The sequence below is a fragment of the Curtobacterium guangdongense genome, from assembly GCF_049341845.1.
GTDB classification, from domain to species: domain Bacteria; phylum Actinomycetota; class Actinomycetes; order Actinomycetales; family Microbacteriaceae; genus Curtobacterium; species Curtobacterium guangdongense.
In genome coordinates this window covers 103,124-129,836 of record NZ_JBMPIT010000001.1, presented here as the reverse complement: position 1 = coordinate 129,836, position 26,713 = coordinate 103,124, and the positions used below count along the sequence as shown (strand labels likewise).

At 71.5% G+C, this 26,713-nt stretch carries 26 protein-coding genes and 1 tRNA gene; 9 read left to right on the top strand and 18 right to left on the bottom strand.

Annotation, left to right across the window (positions count from 1 at the left end):
• Positions 1-41: 41 nt before the first annotated feature.
• Together ACO0E1_RS00595 and ACO0E1_RS00590 are read right to left on the bottom strand one after the other, a co-directional pair.
• Positions 42-968: a sugar phosphate isomerase/epimerase family protein gene (locus ACO0E1_RS00595; RefSeq protein ID WP_422872378.1), complete on the bottom strand. Its 927-nt coding sequence runs from the start codon at positions 966-968 to the stop codon at positions 42-44.
• On the bottom strand, positions 965-2,122 hold the full coding sequence (locus ACO0E1_RS00590; RefSeq protein WP_422872377.1) for a Gfo/Idh/MocA family protein: 1,158 nt from the start codon (positions 2,120-2,122) through the stop codon (positions 965-967). The genes ACO0E1_RS00595 and ACO0E1_RS00590 overlap by 4 nt, the downstream gene beginning before the upstream one ends.
• 79 nt (positions 2,123-2,201) lie before the next feature.
• Here ACO0E1_RS00590 and ACO0E1_RS00585 point away from each other — a divergent pair, with 79 nt between their 5' ends.
• The 3 genes from ACO0E1_RS00585 to ACO0E1_RS00575 all read left to right on the top strand — a co-directional run bounded on the left by ACO0E1_RS00585 (position 2,202) and on the right by ACO0E1_RS00575 (position 4,584).
• Positions 2,202-3,620, top strand: coding sequence for a glucose-6-phosphate dehydrogenase (locus tag ACO0E1_RS00585; RefSeq protein WP_422872376.1), 1,419 nt, complete (start codon positions 2,202-2,204; stop codon positions 3,618-3,620).
• 11 nt (positions 3,621-3,631) lie between these two features.
• Positions 3,632-4,417: a dienelactone hydrolase family protein gene (locus tag ACO0E1_RS00580; protein ID WP_422872375.1), complete on the top strand. Its 786-nt coding sequence runs from the start codon at positions 3,632-3,634 to the stop codon at positions 4,415-4,417.
• A gap of 94 nt (positions 4,418-4,511) precedes the next feature.
• A tRNA-Arg gene (locus ACO0E1_RS00575) sits at positions 4,512-4,584 on the top strand.
• 112 nt (positions 4,585-4,696) lie between these two features.
• Here ACO0E1_RS00575 and ACO0E1_RS00570 read toward each other — a convergent pair.
• The 4 genes from ACO0E1_RS00570 to ACO0E1_RS00555 are packed head-to-tail and all read right to left on the bottom strand — an operon-like array spanning position 4,697 to position 10,726.
• Entirely contained in the window at positions 4,697-6,094 is a 1,398-nt protein-coding gene (locus ACO0E1_RS00570) for an amidohydrolase family protein (RefSeq protein WP_422872374.1), read from the bottom strand.
• Between the two features lie 23 nt (positions 6,095-6,117).
• Positions 6,118-7,128 (bottom strand): XdhC family protein, encoded by a 1,011-nt coding sequence (locus ACO0E1_RS00565; protein ID WP_422872373.1) that lies wholly within the window; start codon positions 7,126-7,128, stop codon positions 6,118-6,120.
• The gene (locus tag ACO0E1_RS00560) at positions 7,128-9,914 is read right to left on the bottom strand and encodes a molybdopterin-dependent oxidoreductase (protein ID WP_422872372.1); all 2,787 of its coding nucleotides are present in this window, start codon (positions 9,912-9,914) and stop codon (positions 7,128-7,130) included. The genes ACO0E1_RS00565 and ACO0E1_RS00560 overlap by 1 nt, the downstream gene beginning before the upstream one ends.
• Complete coding sequence (locus ACO0E1_RS00555; RefSeq protein WP_422872371.1) at positions 9,911-10,726, bottom strand: FAD binding domain-containing protein; 816 nt, start codon at positions 10,724-10,726, stop codon at positions 9,911-9,913. Before ACO0E1_RS00555 ends, ACO0E1_RS00560 begins: the two co-directional genes overlap by 4 nt.
• Positions 10,727-10,968: 242 nt before the next feature.
• On the opposite strand from ACO0E1_RS00555, the gene ACO0E1_RS00550 reads away from it, so the two are divergent.
• Positions 10,969-11,544 carry a nucleotidyltransferase family protein gene (locus tag ACO0E1_RS00550; protein ID WP_422872370.1) on the top strand — a complete coding sequence of 192 codons (576 nt, stop codon included), beginning with the start codon at positions 10,969-10,971 and terminating at the stop codon, positions 11,542-11,544.
• Between the two features lie 60 nt (positions 11,545-11,604).
• Here the strand turns inward: ACO0E1_RS00550 and ACO0E1_RS00545 are convergent, their stop codons facing one another.
• The 5 genes from ACO0E1_RS00545 to ACO0E1_RS00525 form a co-directional block, all read right to left on the bottom strand.
• On the bottom strand, positions 11,605-12,702 hold the full coding sequence (locus ACO0E1_RS00545; protein ID WP_422872369.1) for an alkene reductase: 1,098 nt from the start codon (positions 12,700-12,702) through the stop codon (positions 11,605-11,607).
• 97 nt (positions 12,703-12,799) lie between these two features.
• A complete protein-coding gene (locus ACO0E1_RS00540; RefSeq protein ID WP_402730100.1) occupies positions 12,800-13,012 on the bottom strand; it encodes a hypothetical protein in 213 nt (70 codons plus the stop codon).
• A 50-nt stretch (positions 13,013-13,062) separates the two neighbouring features.
• Complete coding sequence (locus ACO0E1_RS00535; RefSeq protein WP_422872368.1) at positions 13,063-13,506, bottom strand: MarR family winged helix-turn-helix transcriptional regulator; 444 nt, start codon at positions 13,504-13,506, stop codon at positions 13,063-13,065.
• A 129-nt stretch (positions 13,507-13,635) separates the two neighbouring features.
• Positions 13,636-16,272 (bottom strand): MMPL family transporter, encoded by a 2,637-nt coding sequence (locus ACO0E1_RS00530; RefSeq protein ID WP_422872367.1) that lies wholly within the window; start codon positions 16,270-16,272, stop codon positions 13,636-13,638.
• A 74-nt stretch (positions 16,273-16,346) separates the two neighbouring features.
• Complete coding sequence (locus ACO0E1_RS00525; protein WP_422872366.1) at positions 16,347-16,985, bottom strand: TetR/AcrR family transcriptional regulator; 639 nt, start codon at positions 16,983-16,985, stop codon at positions 16,347-16,349.
• 145 nt (positions 16,986-17,130) lie between these two features.
• On the opposite strand from ACO0E1_RS00525, the gene ACO0E1_RS00520 reads away from it, so the two are divergent.
• On the top strand, positions 17,131-18,612 hold the full coding sequence (locus ACO0E1_RS00520) for a mannitol dehydrogenase family protein (RefSeq protein ID WP_422872365.1): 1,482 nt from the start codon (positions 17,131-17,133) through the stop codon (positions 18,610-18,612).
• A gap of 126 nt (positions 18,613-18,738) precedes the next feature.
• Here the strand turns inward: ACO0E1_RS00520 and ACO0E1_RS00515 are convergent, their stop codons facing one another.
• The gene (locus tag ACO0E1_RS00515) at positions 18,739-18,942 is read right to left on the bottom strand and encodes a hypothetical protein (RefSeq protein WP_422872364.1); all 204 of its coding nucleotides are present in this window, start codon (positions 18,940-18,942) and stop codon (positions 18,739-18,741) included.
• A gap of 94 nt (positions 18,943-19,036) precedes the next feature.
• On the opposite strand from ACO0E1_RS00515, the gene ACO0E1_RS00510 reads away from it, so the two are divergent.
• Positions 19,037-19,741: a helix-turn-helix transcriptional regulator gene (locus ACO0E1_RS00510; RefSeq protein ID WP_422872363.1), complete on the top strand. Its 705-nt coding sequence runs from the start codon at positions 19,037-19,039 to the stop codon at positions 19,739-19,741.
• A 120-nt stretch (positions 19,742-19,861) separates the two neighbouring features.
• Positions 19,862-20,236, top strand: a complete 375-nt coding sequence (locus ACO0E1_RS00505) for a VOC family protein (RefSeq protein ID WP_422872362.1) — start codon at positions 19,862-19,864, stop codon at positions 20,234-20,236.
• Positions 20,237-20,266: 30 nt separating this feature from the next.
• Here ACO0E1_RS00505 and ACO0E1_RS00500 read toward each other — a convergent pair whose 3' ends face one another.
• Positions 20,267-21,169: a serine hydrolase gene (locus ACO0E1_RS00500; protein ID WP_422872361.1), complete on the bottom strand. Its 903-nt coding sequence runs from the start codon at positions 21,167-21,169 to the stop codon at positions 20,267-20,269.
• On the bottom strand, positions 21,159-22,046 hold the full coding sequence (locus ACO0E1_RS00495) for a LysR family transcriptional regulator (RefSeq protein WP_422872360.1): 888 nt from the start codon (positions 22,044-22,046) through the stop codon (positions 21,159-21,161). Before ACO0E1_RS00495 ends, ACO0E1_RS00500 begins: the two co-directional genes overlap by 11 nt.
• An 87-nt stretch (positions 22,047-22,133) precedes the next feature.
• On the opposite strand from ACO0E1_RS00495, the gene bla reads away from it, so the two are divergent.
• Positions 22,134-23,039, top strand: coding sequence for a class A beta-lactamase (bla, locus tag ACO0E1_RS00490; RefSeq protein WP_422872359.1), 906 nt, complete (start codon positions 22,134-22,136; stop codon positions 23,037-23,039).
• Between the two features lie 31 nt (positions 23,040-23,070).
• Here the strand turns inward: bla and ACO0E1_RS00485 are convergent, their stop codons facing one another.
• From ACO0E1_RS00485 to ACO0E1_RS00475, 3 genes are all read right to left on the bottom strand, one after another.
• Positions 23,071-24,051, bottom strand: a complete 981-nt coding sequence (locus tag ACO0E1_RS00485) for an alpha/beta hydrolase (RefSeq protein WP_422872358.1) — start codon at positions 24,049-24,051, stop codon at positions 23,071-23,073.
• A 48-nt stretch (positions 24,052-24,099) separates the two neighbouring features.
• Positions 24,100-24,903 (bottom strand): DNA-formamidopyrimidine glycosylase family protein, encoded by an 804-nt coding sequence (locus ACO0E1_RS00480; RefSeq protein WP_422872357.1) that lies wholly within the window; start codon positions 24,901-24,903, stop codon positions 24,100-24,102.
• A 100-nt stretch (positions 24,904-25,003) separates the two neighbouring features.
• The gene (locus tag ACO0E1_RS00475; RefSeq protein ID WP_422872356.1) at positions 25,004-25,177 is read right to left on the bottom strand and encodes a CsbD family protein; all 174 of its coding nucleotides are present in this window, start codon (positions 25,175-25,177) and stop codon (positions 25,004-25,006) included.
• 175 nt (positions 25,178-25,352) lie between these two features.
• On the opposite strand from ACO0E1_RS00475, the gene ACO0E1_RS00470 reads away from it, so the two are divergent.
• Positions 25,353-25,616, top strand: coding sequence for a hypothetical protein (locus ACO0E1_RS00470; RefSeq protein ID WP_422872355.1), 264 nt, complete (start codon positions 25,353-25,355; stop codon positions 25,614-25,616).
• An 81-nt stretch (positions 25,617-25,697) separates the two neighbouring features.
• Here the strand turns inward: ACO0E1_RS00470 and ACO0E1_RS00465 are convergent, their stop codons facing one another.
• Positions 25,698-26,702, bottom strand: coding sequence for an ABC transporter substrate-binding protein (locus ACO0E1_RS00465; RefSeq protein ID WP_422872354.1), 1,005 nt, complete (start codon positions 26,700-26,702; stop codon positions 25,698-25,700).
• Positions 26,703-26,713: the final 11 nt, after the last annotated feature.

Below are 26,713 nucleotides of genomic sequence, written 5' to 3'. Positions count from 1 at the left end.
CTCGTCACATGAAGTTCACAAAGGCAACACCTGTGGTGTGGTCAGCGCTCCTCGGCGATCAGGGGCCGGAGCGTGCGGTGCGCGATCCGGAGGCCCTCCAGCACCCGGTCGTCGGTGCCGCCCCACAGCGGGTCCTCGTGCTCGACGCTCAGCGTGCCGTCGAACCCCGCCTCGTACAGTCGGTCGACCACGTGCGGCCAGTCGACCTGACCACGGCCGGGCACCCGGAAGCGCCACCAGCCCATGTCCCAGGGGTCGTCGCCCTTGTCGACCTTGCCGAAGAAGCCGTACTCGTTCCGCTTCGCGGGGAAGAGCTCGACGTCCTTCGCCTGCGCGTGCACGATGTGCTCGGCGAACGGCAGGATCGTCTCGACGGGGTCAATGCCGATCCAGGTCAGGTGCGAGGGGTCCCAGTTCAGGCCGAAGCCGAGACCCGTGACCCACTCCCAGAGCTCCGGCGAGTACGCCAGGTTGCCCGGGGAGCCGTCGGGGTGCCAGCCCTCCATGACGCAGTTCTCGATGATCAGGCGCACGCCGCGCTCACCGGCGTAGTCGACGAGTTCGGGGAGCACCCGGTCGCCGAGTCGCATGTTCTCGCGGACGGACAGCGTGTTGTCCCGCCCGATGAACGTCCCGACGTACGGCACCCCGAGCATCGCCGCTGCGTCGACGGCGTGGAACAGGTGCGAGCGGATCTCGGCGCGACGGCCCGGGTCCTGGTGGAGGTTGTTCTCGTAGTACGCGAACGCGCTGATCTCCAGCCCGGTGCGGTCGAGCAGCTGCCTGGTCGCCTGTGCGTCCGACTCGGTGAAGGTCGCGACCGGCAGGTGCGCCGCCTCGAAGTCCCGGCCGCCGGTACCCGGCCAGACGCCGACCTCCAGCCGTTCGTAGCCCTGCTCCGCGGCGAACTCCGCGATGCGGTCGAGCGACCAGCCGGGCAGACATGCGGTGAGCATCCCGAGCTTCATGCGATCTCCTTCCACGCGTCGTCGCCGGCGCTGGCGACGACCGCGTCGATGATGCGGGCGGACCGTGCCCCGTCGGCGAACGTCGGCAGGCCGTCGGGGGCTTCGCCGGTGCGCACCGCGGTGTACGTGTCCGCGACGAAGGCCGAGAAGGCGTCGAGGTAGCCCTGCGGGTGCCCGGACGGGACGATCGCCAGTCGTCGTTGGTCCGGCGACCCCTGCGCCGGGTCCCTGACCAGGATCTGCGCCCCGGTCTCGTTGCCGAACCACGCCGACTCCGGTTGCTCCTGGTCGAACGCCGCGCTGCCGCGGGTCCCGTCCACCTCGAACCACAGCCGGTTCTTCCGCCCGGCTGCGACCTGCGAGATCACAACGTTGCCGATGCGGCCGGAGCCCGTCCGGAAGGTCGCGACGGCGGTGTCCTCGGTGGTGACCTCGGCGCGCGTGGAGGCGTCGGCGAGGGGATCCGGGTCCGGGGAACCCGAGAAGGACGGACCCGACGCGGCCGGTCGGGTCGGGTAGACGATGTCGGTCACGGCGCTCACCGACTCGAAGCGCTCGCCGGTGACGAACTCGACCAGGTCGCACCAGTGCGAGCCGATGTCCGCGAACGCCCGCGACAGCCCGCCGGCGCCCGCGTCGACCCGCCACGACGAGGAGTCCTCGTCGAGCATCCAGTCCTGCAGGTAGTGGCCGTGGACGGCGAGCACGCGGCCGAGATCGCCGTCGGCGATCTTCGCCCTGATCTCGCGCACCATCGGGTGGAAGCGGTAGACGAACGGGACCGTCGCCACGACGCCGGCCTCGGCTGCTGCGCGCTCGAGTTCCGTCGCCTGCTCGCTCGACACCGCGAGCGGCTTCTCGCACACCACGTTGATGCCGGCGCGGATCACCGCGAGCGCTTGGGGGTGGTGCTGGTCGTTCGGGGTGCACACGTGGACGACGTCCGGGCGGTCCGCGATGACCTCGTCGAGGGAGCCGTACCCCTTCGGCAGGTCCAGCTGCGCGGCCACCTGCGCCGAGCGCTCCGCGTTCCTGCCCAGGACCCCGAGCACGTCCGCTCCGGCCGCCCTGGCGGCACGGACGTGCACCGCCGCGATCATCCCGGTGCCGACGACGACCACTCGCAGTCGTCGTCCGGTGTCCTCGTTCGTCATGGTGCTCCTTCGCGCCGTTCCCTCCACCGTATTGGAGCGAGCCGACCATGCGCCGGAACCGGTGGGTACGTTCTGAGGCATGGCGAGCCTCCAGACCACCCTGCTCATCCTCGGAGCGAGCGGCGACCTGTCCAAACGACTGCTGCTGCCGGGTCTCGCGACCCTGCTCGAGGTCAAGCACGACTGGGACGTCCAGCTGATCGGTGCCGGCGTGGAGGACATCTCGGACGCCGACTGGAAACAGCTCGTGCACGAGTCGTTCGAGAACGCGCAGGCGTCGAAGGACGAGGACGAGGGCGCCGAGGGCACGGCGAAGCTCCCCGAGCGGCTGCAGGCCGTCGTCGACGCGTCGAGTTACCGCAAGGCCGACGTCACGGACGCCGACGACCTGAAGGGGCTGCTCGCGGCGTGCCAGCACGACCCGGCCGTGTACTTCGCGCTGCCGCCCGCCGTCACCGAGAAGAGCTGCGAGGTGCTCAAGGGGCTCGACCTGCCGGAGGGGACCAGGCTCGCGCTGGAGAAGCCGTTCGGCACCGACGCCGCCAGCGCCGAGCACCTCAACGACGTCCTGCACTCGTTCCTGCCCGAGGAACGCATCCACCGCGTCGACCACTTCCTCGGCCGGTCGACGGTGCTCAACCTCCTCGGCCTGCGGTTCGCGAACCGCATCATCGAACCGCTGCTGTCGAGCGTGCACGTCGACCGGGTCGACATCGTCTACGACGAGACCCTCGGGCTCGAGGGCCGCGCGCGGTACTACGACAAGGCCGGGGCGCTGGTCGACATGATCCAGAGCCACCTGCTCCAGGTGATGGCCGTCGTGGCGATGGAAGCACCGGCGTCCATCGACGCGGACGACCTGCGCACCCAGAAGGAACTCGTGCTCCGCGCCGTCCGGCCGTGGGGCGGAGACCCGCTCACCGCCGGGAAGCGCGGGCGGTACACCGCGGGGACGATCGGGGATCGGTCCCTGCCCTCCTACGTCGACGAGGACGGGGTGGACCCGGAGATCGGCACCGAGACCCTCGCGCAGATCACCCTCGAGATCGCGAACTGGCGGTGGGCGGGCGTCCCGTTCACGCTCCGGTCGGGCAAGGCACTCGGAGCGCAGCGCCGGGAGATCGTCATCACGTTCAAGGGCTCCCCGCACGTGCCCGACGGGCTCACCGGCGTGCAGCGCCCCGACCGGCTCCGCATCTGGATCGCCCCCGACCAGATGCAGCTCGAGCTCAACGTCAACGGACCGGGCGACCCGTACACGATCGACCACACCGCGCTCGAGGTCAGCTTCAACCCCGGACGCCTGAGCGCCTACGGAGAGGTGCTCGCCGGTGTCCTCGAAGGCGATGCCACCCTGTCCGTCCGCGGCGACAGTGCCGTGCAGGGCTGGAAGGTCGTCGAGCCGTTCCTCACCGCGTGGAAGGCCGGCAAGGTCCCGCTCGACGACTACGCCGCAGGCTCCGAGGGACCCGAGGGCTGGGACAACATCCAGGCGTAGCGTCCGGAGACGTGACCACGATCGACGACGTCCTGCAGACCGTTCCCGAACCAGCCGGATCCGACATCACCGTCGAACCCGTCCACTACGAACACGAGGGCACGGCGCTCGCCGGGGTCCTGGCGAAGGACACGGCCGTGTCCGGACCCCGCCCCGCCGTCCTCGTCGTCCACGACTGGCACGGCGTCAACGAGCACGTCGAGGCACGCGTGACGATGCTCGCGCGGCTCGGCTACGTCGCCTTCGGCGCCGACGTCTACGGCGCGGACGTCCGACCGGGTGACGACACCGCCGGGCAGGTGGCGTCGTCGTACTACCAGGACCTGCCGCTCATGCGTGCCCGGGTGCAGGCCGGCCTCGACCGGCTCCGCGAGGACCCCGACGTCGACCACTCCCGCATCGTCGTGATGGGCTACTGCTTCGGCGGGTCCGCCGCGCTCGAGCTCGCCCGCACGGGTGCCGACCTCGCCGGCGCCGTGTCCTTCCACGGCAACCTGCTGACGCACGAGCCCTCCGACGCGGGGGCGATCCGCGCCCCGCTCCTGGTGCTGACCGGTGCGGCCGACCCGGTGGTCCCCGACGCCAAGGTCGCCGCATGGCAGGACGAGATGCGTGCGGCACCCGGTGTCGACTGGCAGGTCGTCACGTACGCGGGGGCGATGCACGCGTTCGCCGTGCCCGGCACCGACTCGCCCGACCACGGCGCGCAGTACCAGGCACTGGCCGATCGACGGTCGTGGCAGGCCCTCGAGGTCTTCCTCGCCGAGGTGTTCGGCGAGGAGCTCGGGGAGCTCTGATCGGCGACACGCCGAACACCGGCCCGTGGTCTGCTCGATTGGCGCTCCGGCCCGCACCTGTTGTAGAGTCTTCCACGGCCGCTTCGGCAGCCACGCGCTCGTAGCTCAATGGATAGAGCATCTGACTACGGATCAGAAGGTTGGGGGTTCGAGTCCCTTCGAGCGCACAGTGCCCCGGCAACGGGTACGACACCGAACAGCGACAGGCCCCGGCGGATCCCGCCGGGGCCTGCTGCGTTGTCGGGCGAGGCCGCGTTGTCGGGCGAGGCCGCCCGGCGACTACGGCCGCTCCGTGTCGTCCAGCGCCCCGCCGTTCAGCACCGACAGCCGCTCGAGTCCGGCTTCGGCGACGAGCTGCCGAGCGAGCGGACGGGCCCGTGCGACGGCCTCCTGCACGTCGACGCGGGTCACCTCGCCGTGCTCGAGGCTCAGGGTCCCGTCCACCCACACGTCTTCGATCTCCCGACTGCCCGCCACGAAGACCACGGCCTGGTAGGGGTCGTGGATGTTCGCGAGCGTCGGGCTCTCCCCGTCGAACACGACGACGTCCGCACGCTTCCCGGGTTCGAGCGACCCGATCGAGTCATCCATGCGGAGCGCAGCGGCACCACCGATGGTCGCCATCTCGAACGCCTCGCGCGCACTCATCGCGGTGGCCTGGAGGTCGCGGATGCGGGCGAGGAGCGCTGCCGTCTTCATCGCCTGCAGGAAGTCCTGTGAGTCGTTCGAGGCCGGGCCGTCGACCCCGATGCCGACGGGCACGCCGAGCGCGCGGAGTTCCGCGACGGGGGCGATGCCACTGGCGAGGATGCCGTTCGCGACGGGGTTGTGCGCGACGCCGACCCCGTTCGCGGCGTAGCGCTCCCGGTCGTCGCGGTCCATCCACACGCTGTGCGCGGCGATCACGGGCACCTGGAACATCCCGGTCGCCTCGGCGTGCCCGACGACGGTGCGGCCGGTGCGCTGACGGGCGGCGGTGACCTCCTCGCGGACCTCGTGGACGTGGACGTGGATGCCGTGGCCGCCCGCGACGGCGTACTCGATGTGCGACTCCCACGCTGCGTCGGTGTACCGCCCGATGGAGGACATGCCGACCCGGAAGGTGCTGTAGCGACTGGCGTCGGCGGTCTCGCGGAGCGCGTCGAACTCCTCCAGGATCGGGCCGGGCCCGAATCCGCGGTCGACGTCGCCCGACCCGAACGAGACGACGCCGCGGAGCCCGAGTTCCTCGAGCGCCCGGACGACACCGAGGGTGGCCGGCTCGCCGGGGATCGGGTCCGAGCAGAACATGTCGTTCGCGGTGGTGACCCCGCTGCGGAGCATCTGGATACCCTGCAGCATGGTGCCGGCGTACGCCTTGTCGCGGGTCATCACGGGGTTGACGTGCGAGATGAGCTCCTGCAACCACTCCCACAGCGTGTACTGCGAGCCGATCCCGGTGATGAGCCCCTCGCTGAAGTGCCCGTGCGTGTTCACGAAGCCGGGCGTCACGATGTCGTTCGAGCCCCCGCGCACCGTCGCCGACGGGTGGGCGGCGATCAGTTCCGCGAAGGTCCCGACCGCGGCGATGCGGTCGCCGTCGAGCAGGACCGCACCGTCGCGGATCGCGGCCGGGGTGTCGCTGTTGTCGGGGGCGGCGGTGAGGACCCATCCGCCGCGGATCAGGATCTGGGGCATGCTCCGACGGTATTGAGCGCGTGTCACGAGGATGTTTCCGCACGGTCACCAACAGCCGCGCGGGCAGACCCCCGGAACGCCGGGGCGTGGATCGGCCCGGCGCCGTCGACGAGTGGCCGACCGGATGCACCGGTGCGCACCGCGATCACCTCGGCCATGATCGAGATCGCCATCTCGGCAGGGGTCGTCGCGCCGATGTCGAGTCCGATGGGGGAGCGCAGTCGGTCGAGGTCCGGGGTCCCGAGCTCGTGGAGCACGGACAGCCGGCGAGCGTGCGTCGCGCGGGAGCCCATCGCACCGACGTACCCGGCTCCGCGACGCAGTGCCAGATCGATCACGGCCGCGTCGAAGCGGTCGTCGTGGGACAGCAGCACCACCGCGGTCCGCTCGTCGATCGGCAGGTCGGCCAGCACCCGGGGCGGCCAGCCGACAATGCGCTCCCGTGCGGCGGGGAACCGTTCGTCGGTGAGGAACACCGGTCGCGGGTCGACCACGGTGACGGCGTAGCCGAGCATCGCCGCCGTGTTGGTGACGGCGACCGCGAACTCGACCGCACCGACGACGATGCACCGGGCACGGACGTCGGTGTGCTCGGTGAAGACGCGCCCGTCGCAGCGGTCGGTCGTGGCGAGCGTGTCGGGTTCGAGTGACAGGTCCAGGGACACAGGGTCCCCGGCAGCGGCGGCGCGGAGTGCTCGGACGACGACGCGGTCCGACGGATCGATGCGGTGCACGAGCACCTCGACCCGTCCGCCGCACCGCAGCCCAGGGGCCCAGACCGCGTCGGCGGGGTCCTCGAACCCGAACCGTTCGAGCACCGGCTCCCCGGTCGACAGGACGTCCTCGGCGGTCAGAAACAGCGCCCCCTCGATGCACCCGCCCGAGATCGTCCCGACGACCTGTCCGTCGGGGAGCAGCGCCATCGAGGTGCCTGCCCCGCTGGGCGCACTGCCCGTGACGTCGACGGCGGTCGCGACGACGACGGGGTCGCCGCCGTCGAGCACGGCCAGGAGGCGCGGTGCCAGTTCGAACATCACGCACCTCCGTCGGTGGGCCGTCCGACCCCCGTGGCGAGCGCCCAGATCCGGTCGCGGGTCATGGGGAGCCGGTACGGGCGGACGCCGATGGCGTCCCGCACGGCGTTCGCGATCGCCGGTGCCACGGGGTTGTACGGCGCCTCGCTCATCGACTTCGCCCCGAGCGGTCCGAGCGGGTCGTGGGTCGCTGCGAAGCGCACCTCGGTCCGCGGCACGTCGGAGATCTTCGGGACGCGGTACGCGCGGAAGCTGTCGGTCGTCACCCGGCCGGTGTCGTCGAGGACCACCTCCTCGTAGAGCGAGGACCCGATCGCCTGCGCCGATCCGCCCTCGACCTGGCCGCGGAGCTGTTCGGGGTTGAGCACGGTGCCCGCGTCGACGGCCTGCACGCTGTGCAGCAACCGGACCTCGCCGGTTGGCCGGTGCACTGCGACCCGGGCACCGTGCACCGTGAAGGCCAGCGACCGCGGGGTCCCGTCGTGCGTGCCGTGCGCGACGAGCGGACCGCCGGCGAGCAGCTCGTCGACACCGACGAGCTCGTCACCCACGCGGACCCCGTCGGGCTCGAGCACCACGGCCGGACCGAGCACGCCGCTGGCGGTCCTGGGCGTCCGCGCGGCGACGAGCTCGAGCGCCCGCGCGGTCATGTCCTCCCGGAGCGCCTGCGCGGCCGCGTACAGGGCTCGGCCCGCGACGACGACGCCCGCCGACCCGAACGCCCCGGTGTCGTAGCGTGCTGCATCGGTGTCGGACTGGTGGACGTCGACCCGGTCCGGGGTGGTCCCGAGCGCGGTGGCGACGAGCTGCGTGTGCACGGTCGTCGTCCCGTTGCCGAACTCGGCCGTCCCGACACCGATCCGGTAGCGACCACCCGCCGTGAGCTCGACGGAGGTGTGGGCGTGGTGGCCCCGTGGCGGCATCGTGGCGATGGCGGCGAGCGCGATGCCCGTGCCGGTCGCCCAGTCCGGGGAGTCGTCGAGCGGCGGGCCGTCCATCGCGGGTGCCTCGGTCACGGGGCCGGCGGCGAGTGCGTCTTCGACGAGGTCCAGGCACTGGTCGAGTCCGTAGCTGCCCTCCCACCGCAGGTCGGACTCCTCGTGCGGGTCGGTCACGACGAGCGGGTCGCCCGGCACGATCACGTTGCGCCGGCGGAGCTCGATCGGGTCGATGCCGAGCTCGTGCGCCAGGTCGTCCATCGCCGACTCGATCGCGAACACGACCTGCCCGAGCCCGTACCCGCGGAACGCCCCCGACGGCAGGTTGTTCGTGTACACCGACTCGGCGTCGACACGCTTCACCGGGCAGCGGTAGACGGCGACCGACTCGCTCACGGAGTGGTACATCACGCCGACGCCGTGGTTGCCGTACGCGCCCGTGTCCATCGTCTGATCGACGTGCATGGCCGTCAGCGTGCCGTCCGCGGTCGCACCGAGCCGGACCCGGACGCGCATCGGGTGCCGGGTCGGGGCGATCGTGAACTCGTCACGCCGGCTGAACTCGTACTGCACGCTGCGACCGGTGCGGAGCACCGCGAGCGTCACGACGTCCTCGGTGAGCATCTCCTGCTTGCCGCCGAACCCGCCGCCGACGCGCTTCGCGACCACGCGGACCCGGTCCGGGTCCAGACCGAAGACCCGCGCCACTTCGTCCCTGACCAGGAACGGGACCTGCGTGGCGGTCCGCAGCACGAGCCTCCCGTCCGCATCGACCGAACCGCGCGTCGCGTGCGTCTCGAGCGCGGCGTGCGAGACGCGACCCGTCGTCCAGGTGCCGTCGACGGTTGCGGCGGAGCCCGCGAGTGCGCGCTCGACGTCCCCGGTCTCACCGTGCAGCGCGGCGACGACGTTGCGGCCTGGTTCGGCGATGCGGTGCTCGGCCGTCGTCTTGTCGGCGTGCAGGAGCGGCGCGCCAGGAGCACGTGCGGCGTCGGGGTCGTGCACGCTCGGCAGGACCTCGTACTCGACGCGGACGAGTGCGCACGCCTGCTCGGCGATCCGGACGCTGTCGGCGACGACGGCTGCGACGCGCTGGCCACGGAAGCGCAGCACCGTGTCGAACACCAGCGTGTCGTCGGGGTCGTCGAGGCGGGACTCGTGCCGGCCGGTGGAGAACAGCACGCCGGGATCGTCGTGGTGGGTGAGGACCGCGTGGACACCGTCGAGCGCCTCGGCCTCGGCGGTGTCGATCGACACGATGCGGGCGTGCGGGTGCGGGCTGCCGAGGACGGCGAGGTGGAGCAGCGCCTCGGTCTTCCTGACGTCGAGCGTGTACTCCTCGTTCCCGGTGACGATGCGCATCGCTGCCGGTGCGGCGACGGACTGTCCGACCGCTGCTCCGGCACCGGCGCACACCGTGTTGCGGACACCGTCCAGGGCGTCGGAGATCGCGCGGTACCCGGTGCACCGGCAGAGGTTCCCCTTGAGCTTCCGGTGGCGGTCGTCGAGGTCGTCGCCGTCGAGCGTCGACGCGGTCACGACGTAGCCGGCGGTGCAGAACCCGCACTGGAACGCCGCGGCGTCGGCGAACGCGCGCTGTACCGGGTGTGGCTGCTCCGGGGTGCCGAGTCCGGCGGCCGTGGTGACCGTGCGCCCCTCGAGGCGGTGCGCCGGGGTGATGCACGAGTGCACCGGGGTCCCGTCGACGAGCACCGAGCACGCTCCGCAGTCGCCGGAGTCGCAGCCCTTCTTCACCGAGGTGACACCGTGCTCGCGGAGGAGCGTCCGCAGCACCTGCCCCGGTTCGGGCGTGACGTCGAGCCGGGTGCCGTCCACCTCGAACCTCACGACGCACCTCCCGCACTCGCCGCGTCGTCCCGGAGCTCGTGTGCGAACCGGGTGCTGACCGCTCGCCGCCAGTCGGGGGAGCCGTGCGGGTCGTCGTACCAATCGTCGTGCGCGGCCATCGCGGCGTCCAGTTCGGCCGCGGACGGGACCGTCGCGAAGCGGAGCACGAGTGGGCGGGGTGTGGCGGCGGTGACGACGAGCACGAACCCGCTCGCGTCCCACCGGGCGGTCACGAGCGCCCCGGACCTGCCGTGCGGGCTGAGCGAGACCCGGCGGTACCCGGTCGTGGCACGGAGCGGAGCGGTCGGTACCTCGAACGCCCGGATCACCTCGCCGGGGCCGAGGTCGAGCGTCCTCACCCCTCGCACGAGCTCCGACACGGGCAGCCGGCGTGCGCCACCGGACGGCGTCCACACCACGGCGACCGCGTCGAGGGTGCAGAGGAGCGCGGTCATCGCCCCGGCGGGCAGCCCGACCGCGACGTTCCCGCCGATCGTCGCGGCGTTCCACACCTTGAACGAGGCGAGGAGGGCGTTCGCACACTGTTCGACGAGCGGCCAGGCGCGCCAGTCGTCGTCGGGTGCGAGCCGCAGGAGCGACGCGATCGTGCACGTCGCCGCGATCGTGAGTGTCCCGGAGGACCGCTCGACGTCCGGCCACCCGAGCGTCGTGAGGTCGACGAGGCCGGTCAGCCCCGGTTGCTCCTCGGAGAAGAGCCAGGTGCCGCCGGCGAGCGGTCGCTCACCGCGGTCGAGTGCGAGTTCGTCGCGGTGCGACGGCGTCCGCACGGTGCGGACGGTGACGAGGTCCATGGACGGGTCCGATCTGGGCGTGGAGGAACAGGGCGTCTGCGCGCGCCGGCTGTCGGCCGTGCGCGATCATGCCCCGGTTCCAGGCCATCGCTGATCTCCTCGATCGGTGGTGTCGTGGGCGCCACACTAGGAAACGAGTGTTTCGGCCCCGTTTCCGGCGCGGAACGTCTCGTGACGACGGGCACGCCCGGTGACGACGGGCAGGCGCAGGCACGCCTCCTGACGACTGGCATGCTCGGGGCATGCAGACCAGGACCGTCGGACTCGTCCTCGCCGCCGGCGCCGGCACGCGCATGGGCCGGCCGAAGGCCCTCGTCCGTGACGACACCGGCCAGCCGTGGCTGGAACTCGCCGTCGGGGCACTGCTCGACGGCGGCTGTGACGGCGTCCTGGTCGTCCTCGGTGCCGCCGCCGACGAGGCCCGCTCGCTCGTCCCCGCACGACCAGGGGTCAGCGTGACCGTCGCGGAGCGGTGGCGGGACGGGCTCGGTGCCTCCCTCGACGCCGGCCTCGTCGCGCTCGACGAGGACCCGGCGGTCGATGCCGCCCTGGTCACCCTGGTCGACCTGCCCGGGCTCCCTGCCGAGGCGGTCCGCCGGGTGCTGGGGCCGAGAGCCCGCGAGGACACGCTCCGCCAGGCCGTCCACGACGGTCGTCCTGGGCACCCCGTCCTCCTCGGTCGCGCGCACTGGCCCGCCGTCCGCGCCGAACTCGACGGGGACCGGGGCGCCGGCGCGTACCTGCGCCGGAACGGCGCCGACCGCGTCGAGTGCGCCGACCTGTGGGACGGCGCCGACCAGGACCGACCGGCGCCGTGACGGACGGGAGGCCCGTGGCGATCCCGCCACGGGCCTCCCGTCCGTCCTGCTGGCCGGTTGCTACGCGCTGGCCGTCGCGCGCGTCTCGGCGAGCGTGGGGTAGTCGGTGTAACCCTCGGCGCTCTGGCCGTAGAACAGCTCGGGGCGGGGCTCGTTGAGCTCGGTGTCGTGCTCCCAGCGGTGCGCGAGGTCCGGGTTCGCGATCGCGGGGCGTCCGGCTGCGACGGCGTCCGCGTGGTCGCCGTCGACCAGGGCGATCGCCTCGTCACGGGTGGTCAGCGCGCTGAAGCCCGAGTTCACGATGAACGGGGCGCCCACCGTGCGACGGATGTGCTGCACGAGCTCGCCGGTCGGCTCGGCGTGCAGGACGTCGACGAACGCCAGGCCGAGCGGTGCGAGGCCCTCGGCGAGGGCGGTGTAGGTCGCCAGCACGTCGGCCGGGTCGTTCTCGATGACGCCCTGGATGCCGTGCTCCGGCGACAGGCGGATGCCGGTGCGGTCCGCGCCGATCGCCTCGGCGATCGCGGTGGTGACCTCGATCGCGAAGCGGGCACGGTTCTCCGGGGAGCCGCCGTACTGGTCGGTGCGGGTGTTCGACGTGCTCGACATGAACTCGTGCACGAGGTACCCGTTCGCCCCGTGCACCTCGACGCCGTCGAGTCCGGCGGCGATCGCGTTGCGGGCGGCCTGCACGAAGCCCTGCACGGCGTCCTGCACCTCGGCGGTGGTCAGCTCGTGCGGGACCGGCATGTCGGCCTTCGTCCCGTCGGCGAGGTGGGTCTGTCCCGGTGCTGCGATGGCGGACGGCCCGACGATGCGGGGCGTGCCGGCGATCGACGGGTGCGAGACCCGCCCGCCGTGCATGAGCTGCATGACGATCGTGCCGCCGGCCGCGTGCACGGCGTCGGCGACGCGGCGCCAGCCGGCGATCTGCTCGTCGGTCTCGATGCCGGGCTGGCCGGGGTACGAGCGGCCTTCCTGGACGGGCCACGTGCCCTCGGTGACGATGAGGCCGAGGCTCGCGCGCTGCGCGTAGTGCTCGACGAGCAGGTCGTTCGGGACGCCGTGCAGGCCGGCGCGCGTCCGGGTCAGCGGGGCCATGACGATGCGGTTCGACAGGGGGAGTGCGCCGAAGGTGGCGGGTTCGAAGAGCTTCACGACGAGGGGAACGACGTGTTGCTCGGTGCAATTCCGGAACGGGGTCGATTCCCAGTTCCCGGGGGACGGCGTTTCGGCTGGCCGGGTCTTGGTGGGCTCAGTCGCGTGGGCAGACCAGCGTGGAGGACCGGACCTGGCCTTCTGGTCGGATCACCTGGTGCCGCGAGAGCGCCGCGCCGCACATCGGGCACGGGCGGTCGATGCTGCGGTCGTCGACGCCTTCCGGGTGCCCCGCACCGATCTGCGACGGACCCATCTTGCGGATGAGTGTGCTGTTCCAGCGTTCGTACCAGCTGCCGAAGCGTCCCACGATGGTCCTTTCGTTCGTGCACTCATCATCATTGCACGAACGAATGGGGATCACACGGTGTCGACGAGTTCGAGGAGTTCCGTCAGCTCGTTCTTGAGTCGTTCGAGTCGGTCGAGCGGCCACCCGAGCCGGTCCGCGACGGCGATCGGCACCGAGCGCGCGCGCTCGCGGAGTGCTCGTCCTGCGGTCGTCAGGGAGACCTCGAGCTGTCGTTCGTCGGTGCTGCTCCTGGTGCGCTTGACGTAGCCGGAGGCCTCGAGCCGCTTGAGCAGCGGGCTGAGCGTCGCGGACTCGAGGCGGAGTTCGCCGGCGATCTCGCGCACCGAACGGGGGTCGTGCTCCCATAGGGCGAGCATCACGAGGTACTGCGGGTGCGTGAGGCCCATCGGTTCGAGCAGGTCGCGGTACAGCCCGATGACGCTGCGGCTCGTGGCCGCGAGCGCGAAGCAGAGCTGCCGGTCGAGGGCGAGGGGGTCGATCTCGGTCTGCGCCATGCGCCCAGCGTACCGTTCGCGCACGAACGATCGCCTGCATCGCACGGACCGGGTCCGCGGTGGGCGCACGGACAGGAGGCCCGGTGCCGGTCCGACGGACCGGCACCGGGCCTCCAGGCTGGTGCGTCGCTACGCGCGGTGCGCCGGCGGGTGACCGGACTCGTGCGCGTTCGCGTCGGGCTCGACGGGGAGCGCGTGCGAACCGGTGTGCGTGTCCTCGTGCCCGGCGACCGGATGCGTGCGCTCGAGCTTCGCGCCCTCCACGTCGACGTCCGGCACGATGCGGTCGAGCCACTTCGGGAACCACCACGCGCTCTTGCCGAGCAGGTGCATCGCCGCCGGGATGAGCAGCATGCGGACGACGAACGCGTCGACCAGCACACCGAACGCCAGGCCGAAGCCGATCGGCTTGATCGTGGAGGAGTCCGAGAAGATGAACCCCGCGAACACCGAGATCATGATGATCGCCGCTGCCGTGACCACCGCGCGACCGGCGTGCAGCCCGCGCTGGACGGCCACCTTCGCGCTGGCGCCGTGGGCGTACGCCTCCCGCATGCCGGACACCAGGAACAGCTGGTAGTCCATCGCGAGCCCGAACAGGATGCCGATCTCGATGATGGGCAGGAAGCTCAGGATCGGTGCGGGGTCGTGCACCCCGAACACGCTGCCGAGCCAGCCGAACTGGTAGATCGCGGTCAGACCACCGAAGGACGCCAGGACCGACAGGATGAAGCCCGCCGTCGCCGTGATCGGGACCAGGAATGACCGGAACACGATGATCAGGATGATGAGCGACAGCCCGACGACCACCACGAGGTAGAGCGGCAGGACGTTCGCGAGCTTCTCGGACACGTCGATGTTGGCCGACGCGTTGCCGGCGACGCCGAGCGATGCCTTGCCGTCGTCGACGGTCACGTCCTGCGCGCGGAGGTCCTTGACGAGGTCCTCCGTGGAGACGCTGTCCGGGCCGCCGTTCGGCTTCACCTGGAAGGCGATGATCGAGCGGTCCTTCGACGCGCCGATCGGCAGGACGGCGTCCACGTCGTCGTTCTTCGCGATGGCCTCGCCGATGGTGACCTCGGTGGCCGTGACGTCGGCCTCGTCGATCGCCTTCGGCAGGGTCGCGACGACGAGGAGCGGACCGTTCTGACCGGCGCCGAACTCCTTGTCGAGCGTCTTGTACGCCTTGTACTGGCTGGAGTCGACCGCCTCGGACGAGCCGCTCGGCAGTCCGAGACGCATCTGTGCCGCAGGCAGGGCGATGGTGCCGAGCACGGCGACCCCGGCCACCAGGGTGATGATCGCGCGCCAGGTCGACATCGGCTTGTTCGGGACCCGCGTCGAGCCCGTGTTGCCGATGCGTGCGCGTTCCTTCTTGCGGAGGATGCGCATGCCGATGAGCGACAGCAGTGCCGGTGTGAACGACGTCGCGATGCAGATCGCGAAGAAGACCGCGACCGCGCCGACCGTTCCCATCAGGCCGAGGAACGGGATGCCGGTGATGTTCAGCGCGAGGAGGGCGACGATGACGGTCGCGCCCGCGAACACCACGGCGTTCCCGGAGGTGCCGTTCGCGAGCCCGATGGACTCGTGCACCTGCATGCCCTGCTTCAGCTGTGTCCGGTGTCTGTTGAGGATGAACAGCGAGTAGTCGATGCCGACCGCCAGGCCCAGCATCACCCCCAGCACCGGCGTCACCGAGATGAACTCGACGAGGCTCGAGAAGGACAGCGCGGCGAGCGACGCCACGCCGACGCCGAGCAGCGCGCTGACGAGCGGGACCGCGGCGCCGATGACCGTGCGGAGCATGAAGAACAGCACGAGCGCGGCGATGATGACACCGGCGATCTCGCCCGGCCCGAGGATGGACGGCACGCCCTGGGCGATGTCGTTCGACACGAAGACGTTCACGCCGCTGATGCCGGCGGAGTCGGCCTTGTCGGAGATGGCCGTCTTCGTGGTCTGCGGGACCTCGTACGTGGAGTTCGTGAACTGGACGGTGCCGATCGCGGCGCTGCCGTCCTTCGAGACGAAGCGGATGTCCTTCGACAGGTCGAGGAGCTTCGTGCCCTGCTGCAGTTCCTGCTCGCTGTCGTCGAGCTTCTGCGTGTTCGTGTCGATCGTCTTCTGCGCCTCGGCGAGCTGCTGCTCGCCGGCGGTGATCTGCTGCTGCTGGGCGTCGATCTGCGCCTGTGCCTGTGCGAGCTGCGCCTCGGCAGCTGCCGCAGCGGCGCCGCCGGCCGCTGCGGCCTGCTGCTTCTGTGCGTCGAGCTGCGCCTGGGCGGCGGCGATCTTCGTCTTGCCGTCCTCGAGCTGCTGCTTCTGCGCGTCGAGCTGCTGCTGCCCGTCGGTGATCTTCGTGCGACCGTCGTCGATCTGCTGCTGCCCGTCGACGAGCTTCTGGCGCTGGTCGTCGAGCTGCTGCTGGGTGTCGAAGCCGCTGGTCGCGCCCTTGACGCCGTTGAGGTCCTCGAGGCCCTTCATGAAGTCCGCGATGTCGGTCTTCTGCGCGTCGGTGAACGCGTCGCCGTTCTTCGTCTCGAAGACCAGCGTGCCGTTGCCGCCGTTCGCGCTCGGGAACTTGTCGGCGAGTTCGTCCTGCACCTGGGACGTCTTGGTGCCGGGGATGGTGATGGACGACGAGATCGACCCGGCGAACAGTGCGTACGTGCCGCCCGCGATCCCCATGATCACGATCCAGGAGACGATCACGAGCCAATGCCGCCGAGCGGAGAATCGTCCGAGGCGGTAGAGCAGACCGGCCATGCGGTGCCCCGTTCCTTTCGTTGTGGTGGTGCTGGTTGGGCGGGGCACGCCGGTGGACCCCTGGAGGTGCAGTCTCAGTGCGCGGGCATGTACCCGCTGCGGACGCTGTGCACGAGCCTGCCGAGCAGGGCGTCCCAGTCGTCGAGCGCTTCCTGGTCGAGGCGCGGGCCGGTCGTTCGCAGCCAGTGTTCGGCGATCACGACGATCCCGCTCATCAGGGACTCGACGAGCAGCCAGGCGTCGAGCTCGTCGGCGCTCGGGTACCGGCGGGCGACCTCGATCCTGAGGCGCTCGGTGACCCTGGTGAACGCCGTCTGGATGAGCACGGCGGCCTTCTGGTTCTCCTTCTCGGGGTCGCCGAGGAGCCGGTACATGCTCGCGATCGCCGGCGCGATGTCAGCACCTCGGGCGGCTGACTCGAGTTCGTCGAACATCGACGCCCGGCTGCCGTCGCCGACCGGGGTGTTGGCGACGTCGGACAAGAAGCGGTCGATGATCACCGAGAGTTCCTGTTCGCAGACCGCCAACAGGACCTCGTCGAGGGACCCGAAGTGGTTGAAGACCGTGCGGCGGGCGATGTCCGCACGGGTGGCGAGGTCGTCCACGCTGAACTCGCGATCGCCGCGTTCCTCGACGAGGTCGCGAGCGGCCTGCAGGATCGCCGCACGGTGCTTCGCCTTGAGGGCGGCACGACGGTCGATCGAGAGGGTCACATCGAAGACACTAAGTGCATCGATGCACTGAGTGCACCATTGTGGAGCGGATCTTCAGCGACGTACCCCGTCGGAACAGGTGTTCTGAACACGTGTGCTCGTGGTTGACTGGCGATTGCCCCGACCGCCGTACGAAGGAGTACCGATGTCCGTCCGCCTGTCCCCGGAGACCCTCGACGAGATCGCGGCGAGCGGGATCGCCGTCCCCACCTACGACCGCGCCGGGATCACCGCCGGCATCGTCCACTTCGGCGTCGGGGGCTTCCACCGCGCGCACCAGGCGATGGTGATCGACCGGCTGCTCCAGCAGGGCGAGGCCCGTGAGTACGGCATCTGCGGCGTCGGGGTGCTCGAGCAGGACCGTCGGATGGCCGACGCGATGAAGACGCAGGGCGGCCTGTACACACTGGTGCTCAAGCACCCGGACGGCTCGCTCGAGACCCGCGTGATCGGCAGCATCGTCGACTACATGCTCGCCGTCGACGACCCGGACGCCGTCGTCGAGAAGATGGCGGACCCGGAGACGAAGATCGTCAGCCTCACCATCACCGAGGGCGGCTACAACTTCGACCACGTCACGGGGGAGTTCGTCGCCGACGAACCGGGCGTCGTCGCCGACCTCAGCGGGGACCGGCCGCCCCGCACCGTCTTCGGCCTGGTCGTCGAGGCGCTCCGCCGCCGCCGTGATCGTGGGCTGGAGCCGTTCACCGTCATGTCGTGCGACAACATCCAGGGCAACGGGCACGTCGCCCGGGACATGTTCACCGCCTACGCCCGCCTGCAGGACCCGGCGTTCGCCGACTGGATGGACGAGCACGTGTCGTTCCCGAACTCGATGGTCGACCGGATCACGCCCGTGACGACCGACGACGACCGGGCGATGGTCCGCGACGACCTCGGCATCGAGGACGCCTGGCCGGTCGTCGCCGAGCCGTTCTTCCAGTGGGTGCTCGAGGACGACCACCCCGCCGGACGACCGCCGTACCAGGACGCCGAGGTGCAGATCGTCGAGGACGTCGAGCCGTACGAACTCATGAAGCTCCGACTCCTCAACGCGTCGCACCAGGGCCTCTGCTACTTCGGGTACCTCTCCGGGTACCGCTACGCACACGAGGCGACGCAGGACCCCGCCATCGCGACGTTCCTGCGCCGCTACATGGACGAGGAAGCGACCCCGACGCTGCACCCCGTGCCCGGCATCGACCTCGAGGACTACAAGTCGACGCTGATCGAACGCTTCCAGAACCCCGAGGTACGGGACACCCTCGCGCGCCTCTGCGCCGAGTCGAGCGACCGCATCCCGAAGTGGCTGCTGCCCGTCGTCCGCGACAACCTCGCATCAGGCGGCCCGGTCACGCTGTCCGCCGGCATCGTCGCGTCGTGGGCGAGGTACGACGAGGGCACGGACGAGTCGGGTGACCCCATCGAGATCGTCGACCGCCTCGCCGAGTCCCTCAACCGGATCGCATTGACGCAGCGAGACGATCGGCTCGCCTTCATCGCGAACCGGCAGGTCTTCGGCGACCTCGTCGACGACGAGCGGTTCGTCGCTGCCTACTGCGACGCCCTCGACGGACTCATCGCTGACGGCGCGCACGCCACGGTGGAGCGCTTGTCGCGCGCGTAGCGCGCGGATCGCGCCCCGCTGCGAACGTCGCGCCCCGTCACGGCGGGGCGCGACGTCCACGACGGGGTGCGACGACGGACGGGAGGCTCGTGGCGGCGTCGTCACGAGCCTCCCGTCCGGCACGGATCACGTGACGAGTGCGCGGACCCTGGCCGCGAGTGTCCGCTGCGCCGGGTCGGCGCGGACCGCCGCGTCGACGACCGCGTCCATCCGCTCCGCAACCGATCCGGTCGGGGCCGGCGCACCGACGCGCGCCGCTCCTCGTGCCAGGAGTCCGTCGACGTCGCCGCGTCCACGACCGACCGCCTTGACCGCCGCGACCGCGTTCATGAGTGCGCTCTCGGCCGGCGACCACGGGCGGACCGATGCTGACGGAGGGACCCATGCCGCGAAGCTAGTCGCCGCACTGCCGTATGGTCCTCGTGTGAACCGGACGGAGCGACTGTACGCGTTGGTCGAGGAGCTCCGAGCCGCGGCACCGGCCCGTCGGAGTGCGGCACGACTGGCGGAGCGGTTCGGCGTCAGCACGCGGACGGTCGAGCGGGACCTCCGGGCACTCCAGGAGTCGGGCGTCCCGATCTGGGCCGACGCCGGGCGGACCGGCGGCTACACGATCGACGCCCGCGCGACGCTGCCACCGCTCGGGCTCACGGTGGACGAGGCACTTGCCGTGTCGATCGGGCTCGGCGCGCTCGCGGGGAGTCCGTTCCGCGACGCGGCGGCGTCGGCCGCACGCAAGGTGACGGCGGTCCTGACGGAGGACGACGCGGCGCGGACGGCGCGGCTCGCGAGCCGGGTGCACCTGTTGGAGTCCGGCGATCGTGCGGAACCGCCGACGGGCCTCGCACGCGCGCTCACCGACGGGCGAGTGCTGCGGATGACCTACCGGGACGCGCACGGTGTCGCGTCCGAGCGCCTCGTCGAGCCGCTCGGGTACATCGGCAAGGGCGAGGACTGGTACCTCGTCGCATGGTGCCGCCTCCGCGAGGGCGTCCGGGTGTTCCGCGGCGATCGGGTGCTGCACGTCGAGGAGACCGGGGAGCGCTCCCCGGCCCGGGCGATCGCGGTCGAGGAGCTCGACATCCCGCACGGGGTGCTCCGGCCGGTGCTCGGTCGTCCGGGCTCCTGAAGCACCGGCCCCTGGAGCACCGGCCCCTGGAGCACCGGTTCCGGAAACACCGACATGACGGTGTCGCCACGCTGGAGCATGCTCGGGACGTCGGTCACCGTGGCCGACGGAGAGGCCACCATGCAGTTCGCATCCATCCGCATCATCACCGACGACCTCGACCGCATGACGGCGTTCTACGAGCGCGTCACGGGGACGACCGCGAACCGTCCGGCTCCGGTGTTCGCGGAGATCGTCACGGGTGGCCTGGTCCTCGCGTTGGCGTCCCCGGCGACCGTCGCGATCCTGGCGAGCGACGCGCCCATCGCGCAGTCGAACGGCAGTGTGGTCGTCGAGTTCCTGGTGGACGACGTCGACGCCGCGTTCGACGCGCTGCGGGCAGACCTCGACGACGTGGTGCTCCCGCCGACGACGATGCCGTGGGGCAACCGGTCGACCCTGTTCCGGGACCCGGATGGCAACCTCGTGAACCTGTTCTCCCGCCCGACCGCCTGATCCGGCTCGACGCCTGAGCGGCGTCGGTCGTCACCGCGGGTCGCGGAGCCGGTCGTGCAGCTCGCGGGCGGCTGCGCCCAGGGCGGCTTCGGCGGCCGGCTGGGTGCTCGCCGCCACGTCGGACGCGCTCAGCGCCGCGACGGCGAACCGGGATCCGTCGGTGTGCTCGACCACGCCGATCTCGTGCCGGAGGTTCAGGAGCGTCCCCGTCTTCGACGCCCAGGTCGAGGCGTCCGACGCGAAGTCGGGGGCGAGTCGGTGCCGGATGACGTTGCCGTGCAGGTGCTCGCGGAGCCGGTGCGCGACGGCGGGCCGGACGCCCCGTTCGTTCCAGATCGCGGCGAGCAGGTCGACCCACGCGCGTGCCGTGCCGGTGTTGGTCCGCGCGACGTCGAGCTGCCGGACGGGATGCCCGTGCGCCGGTGTCGACCCGCGGATCGCGAGCGTGTGGGCGAGGTGCGCCTCCTCGGGCGCGAACCGTTCGAGCGGGGTGTCGGACAGGTCGCGGAACGGGTGGCGGACGGCGATGCCGGTGAGGTGCAGCGCGGTGAGGACCGCCGTCACCTCGGCGGGCGGCACGAGCTCGAGCAGGGCGTCGGCCGCGCCGTTGTCGCTGATCGTCAGCGCGAGGGACACGAGGTCGTCGACGGCGATCACGGCCGGGCGCCGGAACCGACCGGTGCCCGGTGTGCCCTCGGTCGGGTTCCCGGCGGGCACGGTCACCGCCTGCGCACCGTCGAGCCGGCCGTCCTCGACGCGGTCCAGCACGGCGAGGGCGATCGGCAGCTTCGTGAGCGACGCGGCTGGGAAGGGCACGTCCGCGTCCAGCGCGATCTCGTGCCCCGTGGCGAGGTCGCGGACGAGGATCGACGCGCGGAGGCCCGCCGCCCGGAGCCCGTCGCGGACCCCGGCGAGGAACCGTTCATCCGACATCGGGCACCCCCAGCGCGACGGCCAGCTCGTCGGCGACCGTCCGCTGCACCGCGTCGGCGTCGTGCTCGCTCTCCGCGAGGACGGCGTACCCGCGAGCGAGCTCCGTCCCGACGAACGGTCGCCAGTGCAACCCGTACGCAACGGACTCCGCCTCCGAGCACAGCAGCAGGTCGCCGTCGGCGAGGACCGCGGCGAGCGAGGACGTCGTCGTCGCGTCCGTCGGCAGCTGGGACGGCAGGAGTCCCGCGGCCTCCGCCGCCCGGCCGAGGACGTCGCGGACGTGGGGCACGTCGTCCTCCGGTCCGATGCGGAGGCGACTCCCGTGGTCGTCGTCGTGGCGGCGGACCGTGCGTCGGGTGCGCAGACCCTCCAGCCGCAGCGGCCGGTCGCCCAGGCGTCGGCCGGCTGCGCCGAGCGGGACCCGCCACCGTGCGTCGGCGGCCGGGACGGCGACGATCGAGACCCGCACCGTCCGCGCAGCCGCGAGCTCGGCCCGACGTGCCGGCGGCTCCCGGCGCAGGTCGAGCCGCACGCCGGCTCCCCGGGCGGCGGCTTCGGCCACCGCGAGGTCCCGGGTCGTGCAGGTCTCCGGCACGGCGATCGACACCGGGCGGAGCCGGGCGCGGTCGGCGTCGAGCTCGAGTTCGTCCGCGAGTCGGACGAGCCGGCGGGCGGACGGCACGAGGTCCTTGCCGAACGGGGTCAGCACCGCGCTCCTGGCGTTCCGTTCGAGCAGGGGCCCGCCGAGGTGTCGTTCGAGGGCGACGATGCGGCGGCTCGCGACCGACTGCGCGATGTCGAGCGCCGCGGCCGCGCGGGTGACGCCACCGCGTTCCTCGACCTCGACCAGCACGCGGCAGGCGGCGACGACGTCCATGCTTTGCAGCCTAAGCCATGCCGATGTGGCATGGATCGGCGTCGTCCGGTCTTCGACAGCATGGGATCGGGGCAGGATGCTGGGGACATGCGAACCAGGAACAGCACCACGGCCGGAGCGGTCGTCCTCGCCGCGGCCATCGCGCTCACGGGCTGCAGCGCGTCATCGGCGCCCGCCGCGTCCACGTCCGCGTCCGCGTCGGTCTCCACACACTCCACCGACCGAGCGTTCGCGGCGCTCGAGCACCAGCACGACGCCAGACTCGGCGTCACCGCGATCGACACGGCGTCCGGGCACCGGGTGTCGTACCGATCGGGCGAGCGCTTCCCGTTCGCGTCGACCAACAAGACGTTCATCGTCGCTGCGGTGCTCGCCCACGACTCGGACGCCGACCTCGACACGCTCGTGCACTACGACCGCAGCGACCTGCTCGACTACGCCCCGATCACCAGCCGGTTCGTGGACACCGGCATGACGGTCCGCGAGCTGATCGACGCCGCGATGCGGTTCAGCGACAACACCGCGGCGAACCTGCTCGTCGAACGGGTCGGCGGCCCGGACGCCGTCGAGCAGTACCTCCGCGGCATCGGCGACCGCACCACGAACGTCGACCGCGTCGAGCCGGACCTCAACGAGGCCACCCCCGGCGACGACCGCGACACCACGACCCCGGCGCAGTTCGCGTCCGACCTGCGGCAGGTCCTGCTCGGGAAGACGCTCGACACCACCGACCGGACCCTCCTCCGCGACACGATGCTCGACAACACCACCGGGGCGGGCACGGTCCGCGCCGGGGTCGATCCCGCGTGGCCGGTCGCCGACAAGACCGGCACGGGGGAGTACGGCGTCCGCAACGACATCGCCGTGGTCTACCCGGCCGGCCGTGCTCCGATCGTCGTCGTGGTGATGACCGCCACGGACCGGTCGGACGCGAAGGCCGACGACCCACTGGTCGCCGCGGCGACGAAGCAGGCGGTCGCCGCGCTGCGGTGACGGGCGACCGGCGCGGGCGGTGTGCCGCCGTTCACCCGAGCGTCGCGGCCCACCGGCCGATCGCGTCGTAGGCACGCTCGCGGACCGGCTCCGCGGACAGCACGACGTCGTGCAGCGCTCCCCGGAGCCGCCGCACGGTCACCTGCTCGCCGAGGGAGAGTGCCCGCCGTGCGACGACGTCGACGTTCAGCGCGACGTCGGCGTGCGCCATACCGTCGTCCCACCGCGGCTGCAGCATGCTCTTGTCGCTGAGCATCACGAGGGCGGGGACCTCGAGGCCGAGGCCCTGCTCGACGGTGGCCTGCCCGTGGAACACCGCGTCGAGCCACCCGGGGTGCAGCGGGAAACCCCGCTCCGGCCGCCACCGCTGGTCGTACGTCCAGGAGCCCTCGCTCGTCGCCGACACCGTCCGCGTGTAGAACCCGGGGTCCACTGCCGGCAGCGGGGCGAGCGGGTTCCGCCGCGCGCCGAGTTTGACCAGCGGTGCGATGAACGCCCGCACCGCGGAGTCTGCCTGGAACTCGAGCCAGGGGCTGTTGAGGATCAGCCCGGACACGAGCTCCTGGTGTCGGGCGGCCCACAGGGAGAGCGTGAGTCCGCCCGTCGAGTGGCCCATCGGCACCAGGCGGCGCTCGCCGCGGTGCTCGGACGCGATCGCGTCGAGGGCGGCACCGATGTCCTCGTCGTACGTGGCGAGGTCCCCGATGTGGCCCGGCGTCTGGTGCGGGCGCAAGCTCCTGCCGTACTTCCGCAGGTCCAGCGCGTGGAACCGGGCGCCGAGCCGCTCGATGCGTTCGGCGAGCTCGGTCTGGAAGAAGTAGTCCGACCATCCGTGGACGTAGAGCACGTCGACCCCGTGCAGCGGCCCGCGGGCGTGCAGCAGGTCGGCGGGGGATCGTCGCCGGCGGACGAGCGTCGCGACGACCGGCCCTTCGAGGTCCCCGCCGAGCGGGAGTTCGAGCCGCTCGTACGGCGCTCCGAGGACGTCCTCGGTCCACCCGTCCTGCGTCATCCCTCGTTCCTACCGGTCCCCGGCGCGGAGCGCACGATGCCGCTCGGGTCAGCGGGCGGGCAGCGGCTGGCAGCGCGGACACCACCAGGCCCGCCGCGGTGGAGAACCGGCGACGTCGACGTGGTCCGCGGCCTGTACCGAGGTTCCGCATCGGAGACACGGCCGCCCGGCACGACCGACGACCCAGTGCCGTTGCCCCTTCCCGCGGCGGCCCGTCGTCGTCTGGTAGGCGTCGGGCGTGGTCGCGGAGTGCCACAGCATCCGCCGCGCGAGGGCGAGGAGCGGCTCACCGTCGGCCAGCGAGACGGGGGTGGCGGGATGCAGTCCGCGGAGGAAGCACAGCTCGTTCACCCACAGGTTGCCGAGCCCCGCGACGACCCGCTGGTCGAGGAGGGCTTCCCGGATCGTCGGAGCCGTCGACGCGCGCAACCGGTCTGCGGCTCTGTGCACATCGAACCCGTCGTGCAGGAGGTCGGGGCCGAGGTGCCCGAGGACGAGGGGCTCGTCCGCGGTGCGGAGGTGCTCGACCACCGGCAGGTCGAGCCCCCAGACCGTACGCCCGTCGTCGAGGCTCATCCGGACCCGAGCAGCCCGTGCGGCGCTGGCCGGGAGTCGTCGGCCGGCGCCGGTGATCGTCCACGAACCCTGCATGCGCATGTGCGTGTGCAGGGTCGAGCCGTCGTCGAACCGCGTCAGGAGGTGTTTGCCGTGCGTGGCGTGCCCCACGACCCGTCGCCCGTCGAGGCGCAGCCCGGCCGCGCGGCCGCCGCGGATCTCGCCCTGGTGGACGACGGCCCCGTCGACCTGCCGCAACCGGACGGCAAGACGGAACACGGAGTCACCCTCGGGCATGGCAGCACGCTAGCCGCGACCTCCGACGCCGGTGACACACGAAGGCGGCTGCACCGACGTGGTCGGTGCAGCCGCCTTCCGCGGGATCGCGTCCGGACGATCAGTGTCCGGAGTCGTCCTTAGCCTTCTCCGTCTGCAGGCGGTCCTCGCCCTTGCCCTGGTCGAACTGGCCCTGCTGGGTGAGCTCGGTGTCGTCGGTGTGCTTGCCGACGGCTTCCTCGGCCTTGCCGACGACCTTCTGCGTGACGTCCTTCGCCTTGTCTCCGAGTGACATGGTTCGTTCCCTTCCTCGCGTGGTGGAGTGCTTCGGTGGACCCGACGCTAGGCCGACGTGCTCGGTGCGCTCTCGGGGACCGGGGGACGGGGAGCGGGACACGGCGATCTGGGCACGGCGATCGGGGCACAGTGATCGGGGGCACAGCGCAGCCGCACCACGTACGCTCGCCTGCATGGCTGACTTCACCGAGGCGCAGGCCGCCGTCGTCCGCATCGAACGAGCAGAGCCGGGTCGCTGGGACCTCTCCGTCATCAGCGACAGCGGGGTGAAGATGGGACACGGTGTGTACCTGTTCGAGCCGGACCGCGACGACGCCCAGGACGAGATCGCCGGCGCGGCCGATTTCGTCCGCGACTACGGGTTCCGCTTCGAGGCGGACGCCGTCGTCGCCGACGGCCCCGATGCGTTCTGGGCACCGCTGCTCCCGCTGGACTGACGGCTCACGACCCGCGCCGACACGGACGGGAGGCACGGTGCCAGCTGGCACCGTGCCTCCCGTTCGTCCTGTGCTTGCCTGCTAGGACAGCTTCTTGCTGTCCGACAGCCACCCGGCCAGGTCCGTCATGTAGTCGGCCTGCGAGGCGTAGTCGAGCGCCGGGAACGTCCAGCTGTGCACCTGACCGGCCACGAGCGCCTTGTTGTCCGCGAACGTCGGCTGCTTCTCGAGGTCCGCGACCTGGTAGCCCTGCTGTGAGAGCAGGATCACGTCGCCGGTGATCTGGCCCGCGTTCTCCCAGCTGTAGATGCCCCAGTAGAAGCCCTTCGGCTTCGGGTTCACCAGGTCGACGCCGAAGTCGGTGTACATCTGCAGCGTCGGCTCGTCGGCCGGGCGGGTGACGTACGCACCGTCGCCGTCGGCGTACATCGACACCACCGTGAGGTCGCTCTCCTTCGCCGCGGTCTCGAGCTTCGTCTTCGCGGTGTCGAACCGCTTCTCGGCGGCGTCGACCTTCGACTGCTTCGCCCCGAGGGACTCGGCGAGGCCGGTGATGTCCTTGATGACGTCGAGGCCCTTGCCGCCCCACTTCACCTGCGCGACCGGCGCGATGGCCTGGATCTGCTTCTGCTGTGCCGTGTCCTTGAAGCCGTAGCCGGGCTCCGAGGAGTCGAGCGTGCCCTGCTCGTCCTTCGGGTACACCGACGTGACGACGAGGTCGGGCTTGAGGGCGGCGAGCTTCTCGAGGTCGATGTCGCCGTACGCGGTGCCGAGCTGCGTGATGCCGTCGGTGTCGAGGCCTTCGAACCGCTTGTCCTGCGTCATCGGGATCTGGCCGAAGGTGCCGACCGGGTGCAGGCCGTACTCGACGAACGAGATCGCGATGTCGTTGAGCACGACGACGCGCTTCGGCGTGTGGTCGACCTTGACGGTGGTGCCGGTGGCGTCCTTGTAGGACCACGCGCCCCCGTCGGCCGCGGCGCTGGAGCCGGAGCCCGCGGAGTCGGAGGCGCCCGTGGACGAGCAGCCGGCGAGGAGCAGGGCCGACGCGGCCACTGCGCTGAGGAGAACGGTACGGAGCTTCACGTTAGGAGAGG